Genomic DNA, 22,885 nt, shown 5'->3' with positions numbered 1-22,885 from the left:
GCTTGAGGCGACCCATGAAAGTACTGCGACTTTGTTTGATGCTGTGCATTATCGCGGTGTGTGCCGCCGGGGGATGCACACTGGATACCGCGAGCGTGCGGAAGGGGCCGCATGACGGTCGTGCGCAGAAATCCTCTCCGAAGGAAAAAGAGCGAATCACCCTTTCGGGGGACGATTTCACCGCGACAATTCCGGGCCCCGACTACGCGGCGATGGAGTCCCTCCACGAACCGAAACTGATGTTCCAGCGTTCGCACGAGAACGGCATTATCGATATCGCCGTATCGCCCGACAGCAGGCTCATCGTAAGCGCCGCGCACGACCGTACCGTGAAGATCTGGAGCGCCGAGGGGGTCCTGCTTAAAACGGTGCCGATCCCCGATGCCGATTTCCGATGCCTCGCGATTTCGCGTGACGGCACACAGATCGCGGTGGGCGCGCGCCAGGGGATATACGTCCTGGGAATCGACGGGCGATTGCTCAAGACGCTCACAGGCGAACATGATCGCCTCGATTCATACAACGACGCATGGATTGCCTACGCGCCGGATGGGACCGTACTAACCACGAGCGGGGATACAACAGTCGTTATACGCGACGCGGGCTGGAACACGCGCACGATCGTGAAGGCGCACGACGGCCAGGTGAAGCACATGTCGGTGAGTCCGTCGGGCGGATATTTCATAACCTGCGGCGACGGGACCCGTTCAAAGGACGGGTGGAACGCGTCCGCGCGCAAATGGGACATGAAGGGGAACCTCCTGGCGGACCTGGAAACCGACAAGCCCGATAAACAGGGCGAAAAGCGGCGCTCCCGCCCCGGAGGGGACGCGCTCATGACGGCGATAAGCCCGGACGGCGCGTTCATCGCGCTTATCGGCGGTACGATTCGCCTGCGTACGGCCGCCGGGGAGCCTGTCGCGGAATTCAAGGCGAAGCAATCGCTGCTCCACAACTTTTTCTTCTCCGCCGACGGCAAGTCCCTTATCATTAACGGATTCTGGGATTTTTTCAAGTACGGGATCGACGGAACCTACCAGGGAACAATGAAGACGAGAATTACCGGCGATTCGGGGGCGGGGGGAGCGGAGCGCATCGCGCTTTCACCGGACGGGCGTTTCCTCGCGGCGGGTTTTCAGGGCGATAAGCACCTGGGAGGATGCATCCGCATCTGGGACCGTCGCGGCTCCCTTAAAAAGGAGCTGCGTCCCATGGCGCTGGAAACGAAACGGCTTCTCTTCTCCCCGGAAGGAACGCGCGTATTCCTTGAGATCGAGTGGGGGAAGAGAACGATCTCGTGGAATGTCGCGGGGCCCTACCTGGGCGAGATCCCGGAGAGCATCGGGTTTACCCGCGACGGCGCGGAGTATCGATTTTACGCGGACAAGTGGGGGAACTTCCACCTGAAATCCGGGAGCCTTGACACGAAATTCAACGAGCGTTATGTGATGCTGCTTCCCGACGGTACTGTCCTGACGCACGCCGGGGAGATTTTCGACGGGGCGGGAAATCCGAAACGCCGCATTTACTTCAAGGGAGAAGGAACCGGGGGTATCGCTCCCCTGACGGAGGGCGCGGTCGAGAGAGACATGAAGTACTTCGTGCGCGAGACCATGACCAGTCACGGCGGCGTGCACGAGATTACCCTGTACGATATGGAGGCCGCGCGGACGGGAGTGATCACGATGGACGAGCCGCTCGCGGAGGGGGCTATCGCCGCGCATGGAGAGACGATCGCGACGGGTCATGAAAGCGGGAATGTCTGTTTGTGGAATACGAGGGGCGTCAAGCTAAGGACATTTTCCGGGCATATTCTCCCGGTGAAGGCGCTGGCGTTCAGCGCGGACGGAAAGTACCTGGCATCCTCGTCCGCGGACAGGACCGTCCGCCTCTGGAGGCTCGACGACGGATCCTCCGTCACCCTGGTGGCGCTCATGGACGGCGAATGGTACGCCTTCGACGACCTGGGGCGCTTCGAGTGCTCGAGCGGCGCGCGCGCGCAGGTGCGTTTCGTCCGCGGACTCACGGCATACGATGCCGCCCAGTTCTGGGACGCGCTCTACACGCCGGGCCTCACGGGAAATTTATTGAGGGGAATGATCCCGGCGCCCGTGGATATGTCGGTGGCGGTGCGTTCGGCGCCGGAGGTCACGGTGGCGCTCATGCCGCGGGATCCCGGGGACGGGAGCGCCGCGGTCGCCGTGTGCGCGAAGGCGAGGGAGGGCGGTCTCGGCAGGGTGTTCGTCATCCACAACGGGCGCATGATCGATGAATCCTCGCGCGGTGTCGGCGTCCAGGCGCGGGAGGGATGCCGGGTGTTCACGATCGCGCTCGAGCCGGGGATGAATATCATTTCCGGGGCCGCGTACGACGGGGCCAACCGCGTGTTCGGCACCAGCACGACCCTGGGAGCCGAGTATGTCCCCGCACGGGAGCTCCGTCCGGACCTCTACATACTCGCCGCGGGGGTGAGCGAATACCGCGACGCGAATCTGAAACTTGGTTTCCCCGCGGAGGACGCGAAGGCGGTGAGCGCGGCATTCAACGAGGCGGGGGCGCCGATATACGGGAAGGTCGTCGCGCGCGTCCTCACCGATCGCGCCGCGACGAGGAAGTCGATCATGGACGCGATGAGCGATATCAGCGCGCGCGCCGGAAAGTCCGACACGGTGCTCGTCTTCCTGGCCGGCCACGGCGACACCGAGGGCGGGGTTTACCATTTCCTTCCCCACGACGCCGACCTGGCCCGGTTGAAAGAGAGCGCCCTGTCCGGTGAGGACCTGGGCGCCTTTGTCCGCTCGCTCGCGGCGAACAAGGTGGTGCTCCTGCTGGACACCTGCAAAAGTGGCGCGGCCACCCAGGCGCTTCAGCGGATAGCCGTATCGCGCGGCCTCGAGGAAACGAAGATCATCGCGCGCATCGCGAAGGAGCACGGCATCGCTGTTTTTTCAGCAGCGAGCGTTTCGCAGGACGCGTTCGAGATCAGAGCCCTGGGGCATGGTATCTTCACCTACTGCATGATCGAGGCGCTACGCGGTCCCGCGGATCAGGTCGCCGAGGACGGAATCATCACCATCGCGCGCCTCCTCTCGCGCGTCAACAGGACAACGCGCGAGACGGCGCAGAAGCACCTGGGCGTGGAACAGTCCCCGGTGCTGTACATCTTTGGAGAGGATTTCGGGATCGGGCGGGCGCATTAATACGCCGCCTGTGAGCGCATCGACGCTTCTACCATGGCGAACGTTCCTCCCTGCCGGCCGTAGTCGAACGTGACCCACCTGTCTTCATCTGTCAAAAAAATCTTGATCGTGAGAGATGCACGTGCTCTACTGCCCGCCATTCCCCATACTGGAGGCCAGGATGCATGAATCTGTACTCAAGGCGGCGATCGCAGCGATAATCCTTGCGTCACTGTGCGGGTCACTGTTCGCCCAGGAGCTTGTGCTACCGAAACCCCGCATGACGGCGGGGATCATCGCCGGTGCCGGGCTCATAGGCGAGGGGGCCGGCGCTGCCCCGGATGAAAGCCGGGCTGCGGAGTATTCCGGAAAGAAATCGGGCGGGTACCTGTATGAGCTGGGATTCATGTTCGAGCGGCGTTTCTGGCGCGCGGGAGACGATTACACCGTCGTCACGCTCAGCCTCGGTTTCGGGGGCGGCGCGTATGAGATGTACCGCGATGCGAATAATACCCGGGACCCGGTATACAACAACGATTTCCGCGCGCTCGTGTTCAGCGCGGTGTTTCGCTACGGAGGCCAGTTCGTGGCGGAATCGTGGCGCGTCGGCGACGGCGCCGCGCGGCCGGCTCCTATCGGGATCGATATCGGTGCGGGAATATCGGGGGACCTGTACCTCCACGGGCCGTTCGGGAGTCGCACGGGGAACTGGGCCCCCGGCGGGAGGGGCGTAAACCTGCGGCCGCTTGTCGCCCTCAGGCTGTTCAGGTTGTGGGAGCGAATCCACTGGACGATACTCGAGGGGCGGGTGGACGTGCGCTCACAGGAGCAGCCGCAAAAGGATTTCCTGGACGACATCTTCACCCCGGTGACCATCCTCACCTCGATCGGGGTGAACTTCTAGCGGAGCGCGGGGGCGTCGTTCTCGCCGCGGATCGGTTAACCCATGGCTTTTCCTTCCGATGGTGAACGGCAATCGCATGGCCGCATATTTTCAATTCAATTTCGGAAATATATAAGGCGCGCGGGGGGCCGATACGCGCATCGGCCCCCCGCGCGCCTTATCCCCCCGACAGCGTCGAGAAAAAAAGCACGCTGTCGCCCTGGGAAAGGCGCGCTCCCTTGAATTTCTCCCGGCGGCGCGTATCAGTCCCGCAGGGTTCGCGCCGCGAACGCGGCTATTTCCGAAAGCGCCGCGTTCGCCTCGGGGAATACCTTCCCCATGTTCAGGAATCCGTGGATCATCGTCGGATAATCCGAATACACGGTATTCACGCCGGCCGCGTTCAGGCGCTCCGCGTACTCGCGGCCCTCGTCGTGCAGCACGTCGAATCCCGCGGTTATGACGATGGCGGGAGGCAGCTTGGAAAAATTCCCGGCCAGGAGGGGAGACGCGTACGGGTTTTTGCCGGCGGTCTCGTCGAAGAGATAGCACCGGATGAAAAAATCGACCATCTCGCTGGTGAGCCCGTAACCCTCCGCGAAGTGGCGGAACGAGGGTGTGTCGAGGGCCGACAGGTTCACCGCCGGGTATGCGAGGGCCTGGCACGAGATGCGGGGGCCGGCCTTGTCGCGCGCCATGAGCGCCGCCGCGGCCGCGAGGTTTGCCCCCGCACTCATTCCCGCGACGCCGATACGCCCGGGATCGCCGTCAAGCGTTTTCCCGTTCGCATGGACCCATACGAGCGCCGCGTAGCAGTCGTCGATCGCCGCGGGGAAGGGGTGCTCCGGCGCGAGACGGTAGTCCACCGACACCACGACACACAGAACCGTGTTCGCAAGGAAGCGGCATGCCGAATCGGCCGAGTCGAGGTCGCCCATCACCCAGCCGCCGCCGTGGAAGAAGAGGAGGATGGGGAAAGGGGCGTTTCCGGAAGGTGTGTAGACGCGCAGGGGGATCGCGCCCGCTCCCCCGGGCATTTCCATGTCCCTTATCCGCGCCACGGCCATGGGATGCTCCTGAAGCGACTTGCCGCGGGAGGCCTCGTCGGCGCGCAACCGGGCGACCTTGGGGGCCGCCTTTTCCTGGAGGGCGCTGCGCATCTTCAGCAGAATCGCGGCCTTGAAATCGAGCTTCCCGAATTCGGTCCGCTGCCAGTGAGTGCCCAGAAAGAAGACGATTACGGCAACCAGGGTCAGTAGAACAGCGGTCGCGACCAGTATGCGCTTGATCATGGGGACCTCCGAATAATTACAGCATGCCCGCGCGCCGGGCGGGCGGGGCGAGTACAGGTCTGTCGTCCGGGCAACCCGCGCTTCCGCGCCGATAGGCGTGCGGCCGATGATCCCGTCTTTGAATTACCCTACACATCGGGGCTTAAATTGAAAATTATTTTTTTTGTTTACCCGGGAATTCGCACGTGCAGTTATCTTCCCGGGAGATTACGGTGAAAGAATCATGGTGCAGGAAATGAAACCGGTCCTGGCTTCGCACGGGGTAATGCATTGACGGCCCGCGCGCATCGCGTAGAGACGCATGAAGAAAAAATCGCGCGGCTCGTGCGCGAGGACGTCGACATCGTCCCGTGGAATCCCGCGTGGCCCGGGCAATTTGCACGGGAGAAAAAGGGTCTCCTCTCGTGTGTCCCCCCCGGCACCTTCACGCGGATCGAGCATTTCGGCAGCACCGCGGTGCCGGGGCTCCCGGCGAAGCCGGTGATAGACATGCTTGCGGGCGTATGGGACCTCGAGGAAGCGGCGCGTGTAATCGTTCCCATCCTGGAGGGAAGGGGATACGAGTATCTCTGGAGGCCGACGCATGGCGACGACGGCGGGCCCTTCTACGCGTGGTTCATTAAAAGAAACCGTGACGGCGTACGCACGCATCACCTCCACGTGGTCGGGGAGCACTTTGAACACTGGGAGCGGCTGCTCTTCAGGGACTGGCTTATCGGACACCCCGACGTTGCGAGGGAATACGGCGAACTCAAGCTCCGCCTCGCGGAAAAATTTCCGAACGACAGGGCTGCCTATACGGACGGGAAGACGGAGTTCATCGCGTGCGTGATGGAACAGGCGCGAAGCCATCATCGCGAGGGCTGATGACCGGGACAAGGGGGTTTGTTTCGCCCTTGCGGGGGTGTGTATTCGAGTTGCAAAAATCGCCGGCGACATGGAATGCTTCAGCTAATCGCTGATCGCCGGCGCCTGCCTGAGATATTTCTTCGAAGTGATTTGATCCAAAATGAATTTTGCGACGCTCACTCTGGAAACCTGGATTCCGACCTGATGGTGACCGTAGAATCCCGTCCTGATCGACCTGAAAATGGGAATCATGATGCTGCGCTTGCCATGGTATCCTACTTTTATTTGTTTCATCTGCTCATTGTTCAACAATCCGACACGAACAAGGGTCCAGTCCAGGCCGGAGGATCGAATGATGTCCGACATGGCGATGATTTCTCCGTATGCATGATTGAACGCGTGTTTAACGATGCCGACCAGCAAAAAATATGGCATGTCGAATTGATCCTGATCATCACGAACACTGGCCGTTGAGATGGACACAATTCGTCGATTTCCCGCCCGTGTCATCGCATCCACGATGAATTGCATACCGTTACTCAATGAACGATCCCTGCTGTTGTCGCGCGGTCCAAGCAGGCTGATGACGGCATCCGTGTTTATTATCGTTCTCACTATAGATTCGCGATCGCTTAATTCACCGGGTATGATTTCCAGTCCTTCATGCCGAAGGTCGCTCAGTTTTCCGGGGGTGCGCGCAAAAGCCCTGATGTGGTGTCCCCTCTCCAGTGCCTGGGTGATTAATTCCCTACCGGTCGTGCCCGTTGATCCAAAAACCGCTATTATCATCGCTCCCCCTCTTGGATTTTTTTCGGAATGTGCGCATTTAATCGGCGATTTTAATCAGGTAATGTTCAACATCAACTCCGTACTTATCAAAAACCTCATTTTTCGAAAGATCCAACTGCAGCAGCGCCACGTTAAACCATACCAGCGATTCGAGTTCCATCTGGCGCGAACGGATCATCGCATCCAGCGCATTCTGCATGGCCACGGTGGACGCCTTTCCCTGGCCGAACCGGATCAGTATCTTCTGGTAATACAGCTCCGCTTCGGTGCGCGACGTCTTGCTCTTGGAGAGCATGACATGCTGGGTCTTCACGTGCTCAAGCTTGCTGTAAATATCATCGTTTATTTCCTTTTTGAGCCGCTTCACGCCCAGCTCCGCCTGTCTGAGCTTCATCACCGCGTTCCTCCGGAGCGCCTGGTTTTCGGTATCGTCCAGCGGGTACGTCGCCATGAGGCGTATGTTCCAGCCGGTGTAATCGGTCGTGGCCGTTCCCCTCAGGGCATCGGGAAGCGAGGCATCCTGTCCGTTCAGGTTTCCCCCCAGGCTCAGGGTGAGCGACGGGAGGGAATTGTCCTCCTGTATCCCGAGCTCCATTTTCCTGTTTTCAAGATCCATGATGGCGTTCCGGTAATCCGTCCTCTTGGCGAACCCGGCCTTCAGCGCGGCCGATGGTTCCATCTCGGGAAGGGTTTCCTGGAGATCCAATACGCCCTTGATCTCGGTTTCCGACGGCATATCAACCGTCCTGAGAAAATTCCTGAGCGCATCGCGATAGCCCTGTTCCGCAAGCTCCAACTGCGTTTCGGCGCCGGCGACGAGGGCATTGAATTGATTCAGGTCGTACGATTCCATCAACCCGAAGTCCACGTTGCGCGCAATGATGTTCCTCACCTGCTTTTTTGATTCGAGCTCCAGCTTCGCATTTTCCACCGACGACTTCCGGACGGTGATGGTCCAGTAATCGATCAGTGCCCCGGCCACCAGTCCGGAAAGATTGTTCAATATAGCGGTCCTCTGCATGGTCGAATAATTGCTGAATATTTTGTTATACGCCCGATCAGACGAACCGAATGAATTCTTTAACAATTCCTGCTGGATATTAAAAAACAGTGAAGGCTTATGGAACGCCGGATCGGCCGGGGTGCCCGGCAGGAACTGCTTGTCGTTCGCATCGTAATACATTTCGCGCGCCCCAAGGGAGACATTGGTCCCCGTTGTGAAGATTTTCGATATCGCAACCGTTGCGTCATATTCATGATACTTCGTGCCGGTAATTTCCGACAACGCGGTCGGGGGATTCTCCTGCTTCACGTAGCCCGTCTGCAGGTTGACGAACGGAGAAAACTTTTTCTGGAACGCCTGGTAGGCCGTATCGCTCATCGCGATATCGTACTTCGCGGACTGCAGGGTCAGATTATTCCTGAGCACCAGTTCGATCGCCTTGTGTGCCGATAGTTCGAGCGGGCGGTCCGCGTCCGGACTGGTATCTGGGGAATCCTGCGCGGCGGCGCTCCCGATAACGGACGCCACGAATATCCCATACACGACAAAGCTTAGTGCAATCCTGTTTTTCATTTACAATGCTCCTGGGTGGAGTTTAAAATCCATACCTGATCCGTTAAATCATTTCCCATGGTCATAACGACTCCTCCGGAGATCATTAATTGCAGACATTTTGAAATAATTTCCATTTTTCCATACCCATGCCGACCGCCCCTCGATTACCTTATCCGAATAGTGTGAACAGCCGCCGAAACGATTTTGTAAGATCCTCGGCGATATGATAAAAACAAGGAACGATAATCAGCGTAATGAACGTCGCGAAGATCAGGCCGTATCCGAACGCGAGCGCGAGCGGCGCCACCAGGTAATCTTTTCCGCCTATCCCGTAAATCACCGGAATGAGTTCGAGCACCATTGATCCCGCAGTCAGCACTATGGGCCTCAATCTGACCACCCCGCCCTCGATGATGGCGTCTTTAAGGCTCATCCCCTCCTGCCGGAATTTGTTGATAAACTGGACCAGGATGAGCGTGTTGCTTACGATAATTCCCGCAAGGCTGAACAGCCCCAGGGTGCTCATGAACGACAGGGGCTGCTGGTGCGTGACAAGGGCGAACACCACCCCCACGAGGGCGAACGGGATCGCGCTCATGACGACGACCGGGAGGAGCAGCGAATTCATATACACCGTGAGTATGATGAAGATGACAATGAGCGCGGCGACAAACAGCGCGCCGAGCTCTCCCATAGATTTGTCGGTGTCCTCCTGCTCGCCTCCGTAACGGACGGTAAAACCCGGATAGCGTTTTTCGATGTCGGGAAACTTTTTTTCAAGAAGACTGGTTACTTCAACGGGGGTGAGTATCGATGCATCCGCGTCCGCCTGGACCTGCATGAGCCGGTGGTAGTTGAGCCGATTGATCTGGGAATACGATTTCCCGACCTGTACCTTACTCACGGCGTTCAGCGGAACCAGTCCTCCGGTCATGTTCGCGATTTTGACGTCGCTCAGCCCCTTCATTTTCGTTCGCGCCTCTTCATTGAACCTGACGCGAATCCCGATCTCCTCGTCCTTCTGGTTCAGCTTCGTGGGAACCGCGCCCGCGAACGAGGCGTGAATCGACATGGCGATATCATATGTGGAGACCCCGGTCCACGCGGCGGTCGTATCGTTGGCGGAATACCGGTATTCCGTTTTGCCCTCTTCCAGGTCGATCGCCACATCGTGCACGCCTTCGATTGTCGTGAGGTACGAGACGTACTCGGCCGCGATTTTTTTTGAGGTTTCGAAATCTTCCCCCCGTATCTCCACGTTCACCGGTCTCCCCACCGGCGGCGATTTCATCACGGTTTCGGTGCGGACGTCCATGTCGGTCATGAGTATCCCGGCCTTCTGCGCCGCGGTGATATTTTTCCGTAAGCCTTCGTTTATGACGCCCGCCGTGCGCCGGCGGGTTTTTTCGGGGGTCAGGTAACAGTTGAACGTGCTTTTAAACGTCGCTTTCGACGGCTTGGGATCGATGATGTCCACGTTCTCGACCCCAACCGTGACGCACAGCGATTCGAGCTCCTCCCCGGGAAGCTCAAGAACTATTTTTTCAAGCTTTTTCATCTCTTCATGGTTTGCTTCGAGATTCATTTCGTACGGCAGCTTGACATTAATTCGGATCTGTTCCTCGCCGCCCTTGGGGATAAACTTGAATCCGATTACCGGAATCAGGTAGAGCGAAAGGGAAAAAAGCGCGAGCAGTATCCCGAGGGTAATATAGCGATGCTCGACTGCGGTGCGTACAAGCATCTTGTACCTTCGCTGCACATGCCCAAAGCCGCCCGCTTCGAAGTGGGCGTCCTCGTCCCTGATATCTGCCGTAACCGCCGGACCGGACATGGCCCGGCCCGTCTTTTTTCCGAACAGTGCGCAGATGAAAGCGGCCACTCTCATGGGCAGGGTCGGGGAATTCCCTGGTTTCCCGGAATCCTGCTCACGGCGCAGGAGCATATTCAGCCACGCGGGGAGCATAAACATGGCGAACGCCCAGGAGGCGGCCAGCGATACGATGATCACCGTCGGGATCGCTTTCACGAATTTGCCGATCATCCCCGACACCAGCAGGAGCGGCAGAAACGCGATGACGATGCAGACGAAGGTGACGGTCACGGGCCAGAATACCTCGTGCAGACCCTTGCGTACGGCCTCGATACGCTCGAGTCCCTCCTCCATGTAGCGATGGCTGTTCTCCGCGATGACGATGCTGAAATCGACGACCATCCCGAGGACCATGATGACACCGAAAAGGCTGACGATATTGAGCGTAATGCCGAAATACCACATGTAGATGAAGGTACCCATGAAGGTAACCGGGATCCCCATGAGAACGATAAGCGACATCCGCCGCCCCAGCAGGAAGAGCATGAACAGCCCGAGAATGGTGAATCCGATCACGGCCTCCTCGATGACCGCCGACAGGCGCCGCTCCGTCATCTTGCTCTGGTCGTCGAAGAACGAGATCGCGATGTCGTCATAACCGGATGGGGACTTTTCACCGATGGTTTTTCGTAGTCTTCCCGAAAGCTCGATCTCATCGGCGCTTCTCTTTTTCCATAATTTGAAAACCACCGCCTCTTTGCCGTCGAAGCGAAAGCGTGCATCGGCCTCTTTGTACGAATCCCTGACCGTGGCGATGTCCCCGATCCTGGTCGCGTTGCCGGAATCGTTCGCCGTGATCACGGTATTCCGTATCTCGTCGACGTCCCGGAACTGCCCTTTGGTGCGAAGTACGAATTCCTTTTTCCCTATGCGAAGGGCGCCGCCGGGAAAATCGATGTTGCGCATTTTAAGCGTGGCAAGCAGCGTGTTCATGCCGATGCGGTATTCGTCCAGTTTACCCGGATCGACCTCGACCAGGTATTCGCGGTCGTAGAATCCCAATTTTTCGACTTCGGCGACTCCGTCTATATCATAAAAAATATCCTCCATGCGGTCGGCGAGGTCCCTGATTCTTGAATAGGGAACGCCGGCGTTCTTTCCGGTAAAGGCGATGGATACGAGCTCCGTGTTCTCGAAGGTTATTTCTTTCACAAGGGGTTTCGAGGCATTCGACGGCAGGTTATCCGCCTGTCCCACCGCGTCTTTGATATCCTGTACGGCCTTCCGCTTATCTTTAATCCCGTCCTCGAGAAAGATGACGAGAAAGGATACGTTTTCGACATTGTAGGACCTGACCTTTTGAATCCCGCTCACGCCTCGGAGTTTCTTTTCGATGGGAATAGAGATCAAGTCCTCTGCTTCTGCCGGAGACGCCCCGGGATACACGGTGACGATGCTGACCATATCGAAGTTCACATCGGGTATCGATTCGCGATTGATCCTCACAAGGCAGAAGATGCCGGCGAGCATGAGCAATAGCGCGATGAGATTTACGAGCATTCTTCTTTGCAGCATGTATTCGGTTAAACGGATCATGATGTCCTCCTTGATCAACACTATCGTTTAACTAACCGATTAGTTAGTTAAACTGGAAAAATAATCCGAAATTTACGCGATCGATACGGAATTTCACCCGATGATGTCCGGTATTCCGATCCGCGATTCACTGTCCCTTTCCCCCCGCGTCCTGAGTGCATATACCGTACAGGACCAGGTCCGTGATGGATTTCTCCCTTTTCGAAATGAAGGCCTTCTCGTCTCCTACCGGCATGGATAAAAACGTCTCGGCGATCGATTTTCCCATCAGGTTGTAGATGATACTCATCCCCAGGATGCTTATCAGCGTATGCTCGGGATTGATGTTCCGGAATGTCTTGTTTTTAATGCCCTTTTTCAACACGCCCAGAAATTCTTCCGCGAAGAATTCGGGACCCTCTGATTCCGCCGTCACCTTTTTGATGACCTTGTGCAGATCGTTGGGATAATTTATGAGGGATTCGAAAAGGATTTTGCTCTTATTCTGATCCTGGTTGAAGCCGTAGAAAAATTTCCTGATCAGGCGCTCGATGGTCGCGATTTGCCCGCCGGGATTTTGTTCGCTGCGCGGGTCCGTCGCGAATCTCCCGCTCTGTTCCTTGATAATGTCCATGAGCGCTTCATGGTACAGCATATCCTTGCTCGTATAATAGTAATAAACCATCGCCTTGTTGATCCCGGCGCGGCCGCCGATCTCGTCCATGGTGGCGCCGTGCTTGCCTTTTTCGGCGAATACTTCGATGGCTGCGTTCAGTATCTTGCTCTTCGAGGTCATGCTGTCGGTCCGCCCGCACAGTGGTATTAACAAAAATGTTTAACTATAACGTTAAACATTATGGTCAAATATAACCAGGGTGCGTTTTTGTCAAGAAAAATATTCACCGGGGATTGAGGCCTTGCCGGCGCAGGTCGCCGAAATTGTGCATAAAATTTCGTAACCCCTGGAAATTCCGGGCAGAGAAGGCCCTTTATCCGGTCTCGCTCATGAAAACCGCTTGAATTATCCCCGCACCGCCTGTGTACTGTATGGCATCCGGAATTGGATCCCCATGTGCATCTTTACCGCCACAGCCTCACCGGGTTCCAGGACATTCGGCACGGCGCATGCCGATTTTTGAATGCATACGGAGGCGACGATGACCACGTCAGCAAGACTCCCCCTGAAACTAAAGCTCGGCTACGGCGCGGGCGAGTTCTCGAGCAGCATATTCTGGATCACCATGGCGTTCTGGCTCATGAACTACCTGACCGACGAGGTGGGACTTTCGGCGGGGCTCGCGGGGCTCGCCATCATGGCGGGCAAGGCGCTCGACGCGTTCATCGATCCCGCGGTGGGCTTCCTTTCGGACCGGACGAAGAGCGGCATGGGGAGGCGCCGCCCCTGGTTCCTGTTCGGGGCCGTTCCCTTCGGGCTCGCGTACATGCTCATGTTCACCAATCCGCACGCCGCGAGCCAGTCGTCCATGTTCGTGTGGGCATGCGCGTCTTTCATCCTGCTGTGCCTGACCTACTCGTGCGCCAACGTACCATATAACGCGCTCATGCCCGAGCTCACCTCCGACTACAACGAGCGCACCTCGCTTACCGGGTACAAGTCCATGTACGCGTGCGTGGGCACGATACTGGGCGCCGGGGCGGGCATGCCCATCATCATGGGGTTTGGCGACCGGACCACGGGGTTCATGGCCATGGGCGCGATCTTCGGCGCCATGATCGTGTTCTCGGTGCTCACGCCCTTCTTCGCGGTGCGCGAGCCCGCGCGCGCGGGGGGCGCGGAAACACACGGCATCTTCGGCTCCAACCGCGAGGCGTTCCGGAACAGGCCCTTTGTGCTGATTCTCGGCGCGTGGACGCTCAACACCTGCGGCGTCACCGTCGTCACTGCCACGCTCATCTATTATTTCAAATACCTCTTCAACGACGAGAAGCTTATCACCCCCGCCTCCGTCATCATGCTCATCACCTCCATGGCCTTCATCCCGGGCGCAGTCTGGCTCTCGGGAAAAATCGGGAAGCGGCTCACCTACATCCTGGGGATGTCCGTGGTGTCCATCGCGTGCATGCTCATTTTTTTCATGGGGCACGTCGCGGGAATCTATTTCGTCTACGGGGTCATGTTCGTGACGGGCATCGGGCTTTCGGCGCATTATGTCATGCCCTGGGCGATCATCCCCGACACCATCGATTACGACTACGCGAACAGCGGCGTGCGACGCGAGGGCGTATATTACGGGCTGTGGACCTTCATGATCAAGATCGGTCAGGCCCTGGCCGGGCTCTTCGTGGGTCTCGTGCTCGGGATATTCGGCTACGTTCCCGACGCGGTGCAGAGCGCGGAATCGCTCCTGGGGATTCGCCTCCTCGTGGGTCCCATCACGGCCGCCTTTTTTATCGGCGGTCTCGTATTCCTGTTCCTGTATCCCATCGACAGACGGCGTTACGAAGAGATTCGGGCGCAGATTCGCGGGAGGGAGGAGCGGAGCGCCAAGGCGTGAGCGAGGCGCGTTAACGGCAGCGGCCAAGGGGATCGGGCCGATACACGTGAATACAGGGGAAGCCTCATATGGATGACGCGCTGAGAATCAGGCTGGAAATCAGGGATGCGTGCAGGCGAAACCTGACCAGGTACACGATCAGGGCCTTCTACCGCATTCCGCGCATTGAAAAGCCGCGCATCCTGGACGCGGGATGCGGGACAGGGGAGCCCGCACTCGCGCTGATGCGCGCGTGCGACGGGACGGTGCGCGCCGTCGACCCGGATGCGCTCTCCCTCGAGCGCCTCACCGAAAAGGCCCGCGCGTGCGGCATGTCGGGACGACTAACGACGGCACGGGCAAGCCTTCACGAGCAGGGGCTCGCGGGGGGCGCCTTCGACATCGTCGTTGCCGAAGGACTCCTGAATGTCGTGGGATTTGCCACGGGGCTCCCGATCCTCGCCGGGCTTGCGCGGCGGGGCGGGTATCTCCTCATTCACGATGAATTGAAGCACGATGCCGAAAAGAGGAATTCCTTTCGTAACAACGGTCTTGACCTGGTCGATGCGTTCGAGCTGTGGGAGGACGCGTGGGGGCACGGATACTACCGCTGCCTGGAGAAGGCCATTGGCGGGATGGAAGACTCATCGGCCTTCCGGGACGAAATGAAGGAGATACTGGAATTCAAAAAAAAGCCGGACCTGTTCCGTTCCATATATTATGTGCTGGGGAAGAAATGAATTTCCTCCGCGACCGGGGGGCCGATACGCTCAGTCCCGCCGCGGGGGCAGCGGGAATATCATCGATACGCGCCGGCGGTACGCGCGGTATTCTTCGCCAAAGTCCCGCTCAAGGCGCTTCTCCTCCGTGGCTTTCAGGTACGCCACAATGAGGGGGACGAACGCGGCGAGCGTTAAGAGCGCCGCCGCGGAATCGAGGTAGACCGCGAACGCGAAGTAGCCGGACAGGGCGCCAAAGACCATGGGATTGCGCGAGTAGCGGTAGGGGCCCCGGATCACCAGATGCCGCGTCCGGGGGCTGATAGCGATTCCAAGGCCGTCCGTGGGTCCACCTTTTCCTATCAAGAACAGCGCCGCGTTGGACCAGAGCATAAAGACGACGCCGGGCGTCAGGATGAGCGCCGATACGACCGTCCGCACGATGGAAACCTCGAATATTCCCACCCCGATCACGGGATCGGCATGTATCGACAACAGGAGTAGTCCCCAGGGGATCAGCATAAAGAAAATCGAAATCCCGACCGCATACCCGGCGATATGGCGCACGATAGTCACGGCATTCATTGCACCTCCTTGTGTGCGCGAGTCGGGGGATTCCCGGGTGCAGTGGTCAGTACAGGCTTTTATTCCACCGGGGCCGGAATTCCTTCTTCTGGTCGACCTCGATATCGCTTTCCTTGGGGCAGGAGATGATGTGCACGATGTTGGCTTCCCCGGTGCGGGTGATCCGCTGCTCGTTCATGTTCCAGTAGTGGCAGATCACGAAACCGTTGCCGTGATAACTGTGTTTTTCGCACGTCTTGCAGTCTTCAAGCGTCATGGCTTTCCTTCCCGGAATGAATATACGGCAAGTATATACTGCCGGGGAAGGGAATACAATGAAATATTATCGTGCCGATAAAATATATAGAAAGAGCGGCAGGTGCTCGATAGGGATCCCGGTACCTTTTCGGGACCGCCCGTGATGGGGGTGAATTTATCCCGAACATGCGTTGGGGCGTTTTCCACGCATCCGCGGACCCCTTCCGGAAAAAACGGCAAATTTGACTGACAACGAAAAAAAGGGAATGACACGAAACCGCCCCTTCGTATATATTAGTCAATTGACCGATATAAAATTACGCCGGCACCGCGGCCCGGTGCGGCGGGAGGAGGCACATGGAACACGATGCGAAGCAAATAAAGGAAGCAGCACTCGCCGATTTTCAGAAGCACATAAGCCCCATGAAGGTGCGCACCATGAAGAGCGTGGGCCTGGACATTATCGAGGACCGGCGCGAAGGCGCGAGCGTCTGGGATATCACCGGAAAGAAGTACATCGACTGCCAGACGGGCTCCGGGATCATGAACGTGGGCAGGCACAACCGTGAAATCGTCGAGGCGCTCAAGAAGGCGCTCGATCAGTACGATATCGGGGTGTTCCTGCTCTGCTCGAAGCAGAAGGCGGACCTCGCGAAAAAGCTCGCGGAGATCACCCCGGGCGATCTCAAGTGCACGGTTTTCGGCGTCGGGGGCGGGGAGGCGATCGACGCGGCCATCAAGCTCGCGCGCGGCTACACGATGAAGACGGAGATCATCTCCACGCATAAATCCTACCACGGCCACACGGGGTTCGCGCTCTCGGCAATAGGGCGCGATTCCTACAAGGAGCCCTTCCAGCCGCTCATGCCGGGATTCAAGCTGGTGCCTTTTGGCGATATCGAGGCGCTCAAAAAAACGGTGACGGACGATACGGCGGGCATTCTCCTGGAGACGATACAGGGAGAGGGGGGAATACACATCCCGCCCGACGGCTACCTGGCGGCGGTGCGCGCCCTTTGCGACGAGCGTGAGATCATGCTCATCCTGGACGAGATACAGACCGGTTTCGCGCGCACGGGCAAAATGTTTGCGTGTGAGCACTGGGACGTCGTACCCGACATCATGACCGTCGCGAAGTCGCTGAGCGGAGGGATATACCCGATCTCCGCGACGATATTCAAGGAAGAGATAATGGATTTCTTCGTCCCGCATCCCTTCATACACCTCTCGACGTTCGGCGGCTCGGACCTGGGCTGCATCGTGGGACTGGCCGCGATCGATTACATTCAGAAGCACGACCTCGCGGGCAACGCGCAGAAAATGGGCGCGCGCTTCCGCACCGGCTTCGACAGGCTGTTGAAAGACTTTCCGGACCTTCTCCTCGAGGTGCGCCAGAAGGGACTCATGATGGGTCTGCAATACACGAACGAGTCTATCGGCCCCCGGCTCTCGAGGAAGATGGCGGACAGGGGCGTCATCGCGATCTACACGGGCAACGACCCGAGCATCTGCCGCCTCATGCCGCCGCTGGTCATCACACCGGATGAGGTGGACTTCGTGCTGAACGCGCTCGAGGATTCCGTCAGGGAGCTTTCGAAGGAAGCGGGCCTGGGGAAAAACGACTGACATATTTCTACTAACGGAAAAGGAGGACTTACATGGCGACAAGCGGCGAAATCCTTGAGGCGCTGGCCGATTACACGGTACAGTGCAACGAAAACAAGAGGCTGCGCAAGATGCAGCGGGACTGGACGAAGCTCATTCACTTCAATGCGGAGGAGACGGGAGAGCAGTTCACTATGAACGTGGTCAAGGGAGAGATCCTCTCCTGCGAGCCCGGCGCGAAGGGGACCCCGGACGTGATCGTCACCGCGAAGAGCGAGGACCTGTGCGACATGTTCTGGGGAGACCTGAACCCCTCGCAGAAATACCTGCAGGGCGAGATTCGCGTGAAGGCGAGCCAGGAAGACATCGTGCGCATCGACGCCATCACGATGATAATCTGGCCGGATTAAAAGGCAACGGAACAGGAGATAGGGGGATAAAGGATAACGGCGATTGCCTCTCCATTTCTTACACGCCTTTGTTTGACATTTTGACAGGAGGATATAATGGCTGAATTGAAAAAGGTAATAAAACTTCGTACCGTCATTTCCGCATCCACCGGGATGGCCATCGCGACCTCGTGCTACGTCGCGGGCATCCAGGTGGCCACCATACTCGTGGGCGAGCTCGCATGGATTTCCATACTCGTCGCGGGATTTTTCTGCCTGCTCTCGGCGATGTGTTTCTCGGAGCTCACGGCGCTCTACCCGACGGCCGCGGGGATAAAGCTTTTCATACAACAGGCCTTCAACGAGAAGACATCGATCGTCATCGGCATGTTCTACGTGCTGCTGGGCATCTCGATGGTGGGCGCGGAAAGCTACCTCCTCTCGAGCGTGCTCTCGTCGGTCTTCTCTATATTCAACCCGTTCTACGACAAAATCTTCTGGACGATCATATTCATCCTTTTCATCATGCTCATCAACTTCAGGGGCGTGTTCATCTCGGGTGTCGCGCAGGACATCATGACCTACGTGATGGTCGCGTTCATGATCGGGGTGTCCCTGTACGCCTTCGCCACCATCGATATAAACTTCAGCCTGGCGGCGAAGAGCGCGAAATTCACGTTTGAAAACGTCATGCAGGCGGCGGCCGTGGGGGTCTTCCTCTTCGTGGGCTTCGAGTGGGTCGCGCCGCTGGCCGAGGAGACCACCGATTACAAGACCGTCGGGAAGGGCATGCTCCTGGCCGTGGGACTGCTCTCTATAACCTACAGCATGTTCATCGTCGCCATGTTCTCCGGGCTCACGACGGCGCAGCTCGAGAGCGGTTCGCCCATACCGCACATCATGTTCGGGAAAAACCTTTTCGGCGCGGCGGGCCTGGTGACCTTTTCGATCATGAGCATACTGGCGTCCATGACCTCCTTCAATACGGGCATCCTCAACACCTCGCGCTTCGCCTACGCGATGGGGCGGGACAACGTCCTGCCGCGCGTGTTCAGCAAACTGCACCCGTTATACGCGACGCCCTGGGTCGCGATCCTCTTCCTGGGTTGTTTCGCGATCGCCATAAGCCTCGTGACGCTCGTCACGGACATGTATTTCTTCGTCATCATCATGGCCGCGGCGCTCGAGTGTTTCATCTACGTGGTCGCCGCGCTGTGCGTGATCAGGCTCCGGAAGCGAAAGCCGGACATGGAGCGCTCCTACAAGGTGCCCTTCGGGATCGTCATCCCGGTGATCGTGATGGCGGTGTTTGGCCTGTTGATGCTGGGCATCTTCACGGACATTACCAGGGATTACAGCGGGAAGGAGCTTTTCAATAATTACTGGGTTGCGGTCGTCATGGGGCTCTTCCTCCTCTGCATGTTCCTGTATACGGCCCTCATCGTTCCCATTTTCAAAAAGCGCGCCGCGGAGCGCGCTCAGACGAAGGTCAAGCGGCGTCCCGGGAAGGCGTGACGCATTTCGCTCCGTTCGGGGAAAGGGGTCCGATACAGCCTGTTCGCGAATCGGACCCCTTGCCGCCGCGATAGCGCTTGACGCGGTGCCGGCGGCGTGAAATACTCGCCCGTGCCGCACGCGTACTACGATCGGAAAGGGGACGCCGCTCGACGCTCCGGGGAGAATCGCCATGAACGAATTCAAACTCGAAAGCTACTGCGGGATATACTGCGGCGCGTGTGAGATCATGGCCGCGTACAGAAAGGGCATCGCGGAAAACAGGGAGGCGGCATGGGGAGATGTCCCGCCGCCCATGAACGGCATGCTGCCCCCCGCAAGGCCGATATGCCACGGCTGCAAGACCGATACCGTGTTCGACGGGTGCGCGCGCTGCCCCATCCGGGCCTGCGCGAAACAGCGCGGGATCGCGGAATCCTGCGTCACCTGCGCGGATTTCCCCTGTGCGCTCTATCGCGGATTCAGGGAGAGCAGCGAGATTGCCGCGCTCGTGGAAAAGCTCCCGCACCTGAAATCAACCATTAAAAATTTGAAAGCGATCAGGGACCGCGGCATGGGCCAATGGCTCGCGGAACAGGAACTCCTGTGGAAATGCCCCGCGTGCGGCGCGCCGTATTCCTGGTACAAAACGGCATGCGCCGGATGCGGGAAGGACCTGGAACCGCTGAAGGACTACAACACGCTTTGCAAAGAAGACCTGGAAATATGAAAAAGGGAGACGTCATGGTGCCGGGCATTATCGGCGGGATAGGACCGGAGTCAACGATCGACTATTACCGGCTGCTGATCGCGCGCTTCCGGGAACGGACGGGGGGTGCCGATTATCCTCCCGTCCTGGTCAACAGCATCGACATGACGGCGATGCTCGCGCTGGTCGCCGCGGGGAACCTGGACGCGCTCGCCGCGTACCTTGCCGCGGAGACGGACAGGCTCAACGCCGCGGGTGCGGACTTCGTGGTGATGGCGTCGAACACGCCGCATATCGTGTTCGACGAGGTGCGCCGCCGCGCGCGCGTCCCGATGCTGAGCATCGTCGAGGAGACCGCGGGACACGCCCTGTCGCAGGGCTATACAAAGCTCGGGCTGTTCGGGACGCGGTTTACGATGCAGGGCGGATTTTACCAGGCCGCGTTCGAAGAAGCGGGCATCGCGATCGTTACGCCCTCCGCGGAAGAACAGGAATTCATCCACGAAAAATACATGGGCGAGTTCGTGAAGGGGATATTTCGCGACGAGGTGAAGTCCGCACTCGTCGCGACGGCCGGGCGCATGCGCGCCGATTCCGGGATCGAGGGGCTCATCCTGGGCGGGACGGAGCTCCCGCTCGTGCTGGGCCCGGCGGACCTTCCCGGGATGGGCGTGCTCAACACCACGGCGATTCACGTGGAGGCGATGATCGACCGGATGCTGTCGCATAACGCGTAATCGTAAGGGGGCGCCATGGACTGGTTATTTCTGCTGCTGGCGGGGGTATGCGAAATAGGCTGGCCGCTGGGACTCAAGGTTTCGCAGACGACGGCGCACAAGGCCTGGGGGATCGTCCTCGCGGCGGTCTCGATGGGAATGAGCGGGTACCTCCTCTGGCTTGCGCAGCGCACGATTCCCCTGGGCACGGCCTACGCTGTCTGGACGGGGATCGGTGCCGCGGGCACCTTCATCGTGGGTATACTCGTCTATGACGACCCGTCCGATTTCCTGCGCGTCGCATCCGTCGGGCTCATCATAATGGGCGTGATCGGGCTCAAGCTCGCGCATTGATCGCCGCCGGGGGTTGAACCGGCACACCGGCGTTATCGGCCCCCGAAAAAACCTGGCTTCCCGTCGCTTCCCGTGCCGTTATGTGAAACTAGTATCCGTGCGCGTCGCATCCGGGATTCGCGCCGCCGTCGCCGTCACCAGGTGCGGCCCTCACCGCTTTCCGCCCAGCGCCCGCCTGATGAGCGGGAACCTGAGCTCGATCGCGCTCTCGGGGCACAGCTCCTGGCAGCAGTAGCAGCGGATGCAGGTCCGGTAATTGTGCGAGGGCGGCCGCTTCGTGTCCCCGTCGAACCAGTCGACCGACTTGGGAACCGTGGGGCACATCTGGACGCATACGCCGCAGGCGACGCATTTTTCCTTTATTATGAACGGTTTCGGGACGAAGCGGTTGCTCAGGAATCGCATGAAACCCCTCGCCCGGTACGGCTTCAGGGGGGCGCGGTCGATATCGAAATCGGGAACCCGGAATCCCCCCGGGTCGTCGCCGAGCAGCTCGATGTCGGCTTCCCGCCAGACCCCCATGCCCGCCGCGTGCCCGAATTTCACCGTGGGCACGTACTCTGGGTTCACGTTGATCATGCGGCAGACGGTCGCGTCCAGGGCGATCGGGTCCGATGAAAACAGGAGCACGTTCATTGCCCTGGGTTTCCCCCCGCGCGGGCCGTTTCCCTCCATCGCATGAATGCCATCCATCACGTAAAGGGCCGGTTTCACGAAGCCGTTCAGGTCCACGAGCATCTGTGCGAACATCCCGGCGTCGGGGAGCTTGATGTGGTACTCGCCCTTGCGCACGCCCGGGATGCAGCCGAACTGGTTCTTCACGCAGCCGGTAAACTTTTCGAAGGCGTGCGTCTTGAGCTTGGGGAGGCTCACAATCACGTCGTTATCCAGCACGGCCTTCGCCACGACGAACTTCCTGTTCTGCACGCCCTTTTCGTGGAAGACCTCGACCGGTGTTTTGAAATCCGCTTCCGAAACGCCAAGCTCATCCGCGACGGCGAGGATGCCGCATTTCCGCGCGGCCCCCGTCGCAGAACCCACCGCCGGGGAGTCCCCGAAGCTCGCATACGCGCCGGTCGCGAGGATCATCTCGGCAACGGCCCTGAAGACGGTATGGTGGGTGTTCACGCACTTCTCGGGCGCGTCCCCCACGAGGAGGTTCGGCTTGAGGAGCACGCGCTGGCCCTTGGCCACGAACGCCCCGATTCCGCCTATAAGCGCAACACCGCGCTCTACCGCGCGCCTGACCTCCGGGTACTCGTAGCTTTCACAGCGCACCAGCGCTACCTTCGCCATTGTCTGTTCCTCCTTTAGCCTGCGGCATTGCCGGGGTGCCTATCCCCGTGCGCATTCTAGGGGCCGGACGCCGCGAGGCCAAGCACAATTCGGAACTCCGCGGACCGGGGAAAGCGGGAATTTGCCCCCCCTCCCGATTGTTAGTATATTTATAGGCGGAAACCGATCGCCGCACAGACGCGTTCAGGGCCTTCCGGGTGATGCTGCACAACGGGCAGCGTATCGCATTCAGCTCCGGGTAAAGGCGTACAGGACGCAGGGTGACTTTTTTCGGAAAATCGGGCTGCTTAATTCCTGTTCGCCCGGCCTCAGCAGCCGCCCGGTTCAAATTTCAGGAACACAGGCCAG

The 22,885-nt window shown here is 58.9% G+C and carries 19 protein-coding genes; 11 read left to right on the top strand and 8 right to left on the bottom strand.

The genetic code is table 11. From position 1 onward, the window contains the following. The first annotated feature begins 14 nt into the window (after positions 1-14). Complete coding sequence (locus EPN93_14370) at positions 15-3,200, top strand: hypothetical protein (GenBank protein ID TAL33214.1); 3,186 nt, start codon at positions 15-17, stop codon at positions 3,198-3,200. Positions 3,201-3,360: 160 nt separating this feature from the next. Further along, on the top strand, positions 3,361-4,083 hold the full coding sequence (locus EPN93_14365) for a hypothetical protein (GenBank protein TAL33213.1): 723 nt from the start codon (positions 3,361-3,363) through the stop codon (positions 4,081-4,083). Between the two features lie 242 nt (positions 4,084-4,325). Here the strand turns inward: EPN93_14365 and EPN93_14360 are convergent, their stop codons facing one another. Next, positions 4,326-5,354: an alpha/beta hydrolase gene (locus EPN93_14360; protein ID TAL33212.1), complete on the bottom strand. Its 1,029-nt coding sequence runs from the start codon at positions 5,352-5,354 to the stop codon at positions 4,326-4,328. Positions 5,355-5,666: 312 nt separating this feature from the next. Here EPN93_14360 and EPN93_14355 point away from each other — a divergent pair, with 312 nt between their 5' ends. Next, positions 5,667-6,221: a GrpB family protein gene (locus tag EPN93_14355; GenBank protein TAL33281.1), complete on the top strand. Its 555-nt coding sequence runs from the start codon at positions 5,667-5,669 to the stop codon at positions 6,219-6,221. 84 nt (positions 6,222-6,305) lie between these two features. Here the strand turns inward: EPN93_14355 and EPN93_14350 are convergent, their stop codons facing one another. From EPN93_14350 to EPN93_14335, 4 genes are all read right to left on the bottom strand, one after another. Beyond that, positions 6,306-6,992, bottom strand: coding sequence for an NAD-dependent epimerase/dehydratase family protein (locus EPN93_14350; GenBank protein ID TAL33211.1), 687 nt, complete (start codon positions 6,990-6,992; stop codon positions 6,306-6,308). Between the two features lie 37 nt (positions 6,993-7,029). Then, on the bottom strand, positions 7,030-8,568 hold the full coding sequence (locus EPN93_14345; protein ID TAL33210.1) for a TolC family protein: 1,539 nt from the start codon (positions 8,566-8,568) through the stop codon (positions 7,030-7,032). Between the two features lie 151 nt (positions 8,569-8,719). After that, positions 8,720-11,959 (bottom strand): efflux RND transporter permease subunit, encoded by a 3,240-nt coding sequence (locus EPN93_14340; GenBank protein ID TAL33209.1) that lies wholly within the window; start codon positions 11,957-11,959, stop codon positions 8,720-8,722. 127 nt (positions 11,960-12,086) lie between these two features. Beyond that, complete coding sequence (locus tag EPN93_14335) at positions 12,087-12,734, bottom strand: TetR/AcrR family transcriptional regulator (GenBank protein TAL33208.1); 648 nt, start codon at positions 12,732-12,734, stop codon at positions 12,087-12,089. 343 nt (positions 12,735-13,077) lie between these two features. On the opposite strand from EPN93_14335, the gene EPN93_14330 reads away from it, so the two are divergent. Further along, positions 13,078-14,454 (top strand): MFS transporter, encoded by a 1,377-nt coding sequence (locus EPN93_14330; GenBank protein TAL33207.1) that lies wholly within the window; start codon positions 13,078-13,080, stop codon positions 14,452-14,454. A gap of 68 nt (positions 14,455-14,522) precedes the next feature. Then, positions 14,523-15,173, top strand: coding sequence for a class I SAM-dependent methyltransferase (locus EPN93_14325; GenBank protein TAL33206.1), 651 nt, complete (start codon positions 14,523-14,525; stop codon positions 15,171-15,173). 30 nt (positions 15,174-15,203) lie between these two features. On the opposite strand, the gene EPN93_14320 is transcribed toward EPN93_14325, so the two are convergent. Both EPN93_14320 and EPN93_14315 read right to left on the bottom strand, forming a co-directional pair. Continuing rightward, positions 15,204-15,737, bottom strand: coding sequence for an isoprenylcysteine carboxylmethyltransferase family protein (locus EPN93_14320; protein TAL33205.1), 534 nt, complete (start codon positions 15,735-15,737; stop codon positions 15,204-15,206). Between the two features lie 46 nt (positions 15,738-15,783). Next, a complete protein-coding gene (locus tag EPN93_14315; GenBank protein ID TAL33204.1) occupies positions 15,784-15,993 on the bottom strand; it encodes a hypothetical protein in 210 nt (69 codons plus the stop codon). Positions 15,994-16,331: 338 nt separating this feature from the next. On the opposite strand from EPN93_14315, the gene EPN93_14310 reads away from it, so the two are divergent. The 6 genes from EPN93_14310 to EPN93_14285 all read left to right on the top strand — a co-directional run bounded on the left by EPN93_14310 (position 16,332) and on the right by EPN93_14285 (position 21,241). After that, positions 16,332-17,600 (top strand): aspartate aminotransferase family protein, encoded by a 1,269-nt coding sequence (locus tag EPN93_14310; protein ID TAL33203.1) that lies wholly within the window; start codon positions 16,332-16,334, stop codon positions 17,598-17,600. A gap of 32 nt (positions 17,601-17,632) precedes the next feature. After that, complete coding sequence (locus tag EPN93_14305; GenBank protein TAL33202.1) at positions 17,633-17,989, top strand: sterol carrier protein; 357 nt, start codon at positions 17,633-17,635, stop codon at positions 17,987-17,989. A gap of 96 nt (positions 17,990-18,085) precedes the next feature. Continuing rightward, positions 18,086-19,483, top strand: a complete 1,398-nt coding sequence (locus tag EPN93_14300; GenBank protein TAL33201.1) for an APC family permease — start codon at positions 18,086-18,088, stop codon at positions 19,481-19,483. Positions 19,484-19,655: 172 nt separating this feature from the next. Then, the gene (locus tag EPN93_14295; protein TAL33200.1) at positions 19,656-20,192 is read left to right on the top strand and encodes a DUF3795 domain-containing protein; all 537 of its coding nucleotides are present in this window, start codon (positions 19,656-19,658) and stop codon (positions 20,190-20,192) included. Continuing rightward, entirely contained in the window at positions 20,045-20,908 is an 864-nt protein-coding gene (locus EPN93_14290) for an amino acid racemase (protein TAL33199.1), read from the top strand. The genes EPN93_14295 and EPN93_14290 overlap by 148 nt, the downstream gene beginning before the upstream one ends. A 15-nt stretch (positions 20,909-20,923) precedes the next feature. After that, a complete protein-coding gene (locus EPN93_14285) occupies positions 20,924-21,241 on the top strand; it encodes a multidrug efflux SMR transporter (protein TAL33198.1) in 318 nt (105 codons plus the stop codon). Positions 21,242-21,391: 150 nt separating this feature from the next. Here EPN93_14285 and EPN93_14280 read toward each other — a convergent pair whose 3' ends face one another. Next, the gene (locus EPN93_14280; protein TAL33197.1) at positions 21,392-22,537 is read right to left on the bottom strand and encodes a DUF362 domain-containing protein; all 1,146 of its coding nucleotides are present in this window, start codon (positions 22,535-22,537) and stop codon (positions 21,392-21,394) included. Positions 22,538-22,885 lie beyond the last annotated feature (348 nt).

It is taken from the genome of Spirochaetota bacterium (genome assembly GCA_004297825.1).
GTDB lineage: Bacteria > Spirochaetota > UBA4802 > UBA4802 > UBA5368 > FW300-bin19.
Note: the sequence above shows the minus strand (reverse complement) of the source record. Positions and strands in the feature narration are given on the sequence as shown.

Coding starts and splice junctions, on each gene's coding strand:
- EPN93_14350 (TAL33211.1), bottom strand. CDS start 6,992: ATGATAATAGCGGTTTTTGGATCAACGGGCACGACCGGTAGGGAATTA.
- EPN93_14370 (TAL33214.1), top strand. CDS start 15: ATGAAAGTACTGCGACTTTGTTTGATGCTGTGCATTATCGCGGTGTGT.
- EPN93_14345 (TAL33210.1), bottom strand. CDS start 8,568: ATGAAAAACAGGATTGCACTAAGCTTTGTCGTGTATGGGATATTCGTG.
- EPN93_14320 (TAL33205.1), bottom strand. CDS start 15,737: ATGAATGCCGTGACTATCGTGCGCCATATCGCCGGGTATGCGGTCGGG.
- EPN93_14290 (TAL33199.1), top strand. CDS start 20,045: ATGGCTCGCGGAACAGGAACTCCTGTGGAAATGCCCCGCGTGCGGCGC.
- EPN93_14315 (TAL33204.1), bottom strand. CDS start 15,993: ATGACGCTTGAAGACTGCAAGACGTGCGAAAAACACAGTTATCACGGC.
- EPN93_14285 (TAL33198.1), top strand. CDS start 20,924: ATGGACTGGTTATTTCTGCTGCTGGCGGGGGTATGCGAAATAGGCTGG.
- EPN93_14325 (TAL33206.1), top strand. CDS start 14,523: ATGGATGACGCGCTGAGAATCAGGCTGGAAATCAGGGATGCGTGCAGG.
- EPN93_14305 (TAL33202.1), top strand. CDS start 17,633: ATGGCGACAAGCGGCGAAATCCTTGAGGCGCTGGCCGATTACACGGTA.
- EPN93_14295 (TAL33200.1), top strand. CDS start 19,656: ATGAACGAATTCAAACTCGAAAGCTACTGCGGGATATACTGCGGCGCG.
- EPN93_14330 (TAL33207.1), top strand. CDS start 13,078: ATGCATACGGAGGCGACGATGACCACGTCAGCAAGACTCCCCCTGAAA.
- EPN93_14360 (TAL33212.1), bottom strand. CDS start 5,354: ATGATCAAGCGCATACTGGTCGCGACCGCTGTTCTACTGACCCTGGTT.
- EPN93_14280 (TAL33197.1), bottom strand. CDS start 22,537: ATGGCGAAGGTAGCGCTGGTGCGCTGTGAAAGCTACGAGTACCCGGAG.
- EPN93_14335 (TAL33208.1), bottom strand. CDS start 12,734: ATGACCTCGAAGAGCAAGATACTGAACGCAGCCATCGAAGTATTCGCC.
- EPN93_14300 (TAL33201.1), top strand. CDS start 18,086: ATGGCTGAATTGAAAAAGGTAATAAAACTTCGTACCGTCATTTCCGCA.
- EPN93_14365 (TAL33213.1), top strand. CDS start 3,361: ATGCATGAATCTGTACTCAAGGCGGCGATCGCAGCGATAATCCTTGCG.
- EPN93_14340 (TAL33209.1), bottom strand. CDS start 11,959: ATGATCCGTTTAACCGAATACATGCTGCAAAGAAGAATGCTCGTAAAT.
- EPN93_14310 (TAL33203.1), top strand. CDS start 16,332: ATGGAACACGATGCGAAGCAAATAAAGGAAGCAGCACTCGCCGATTTT.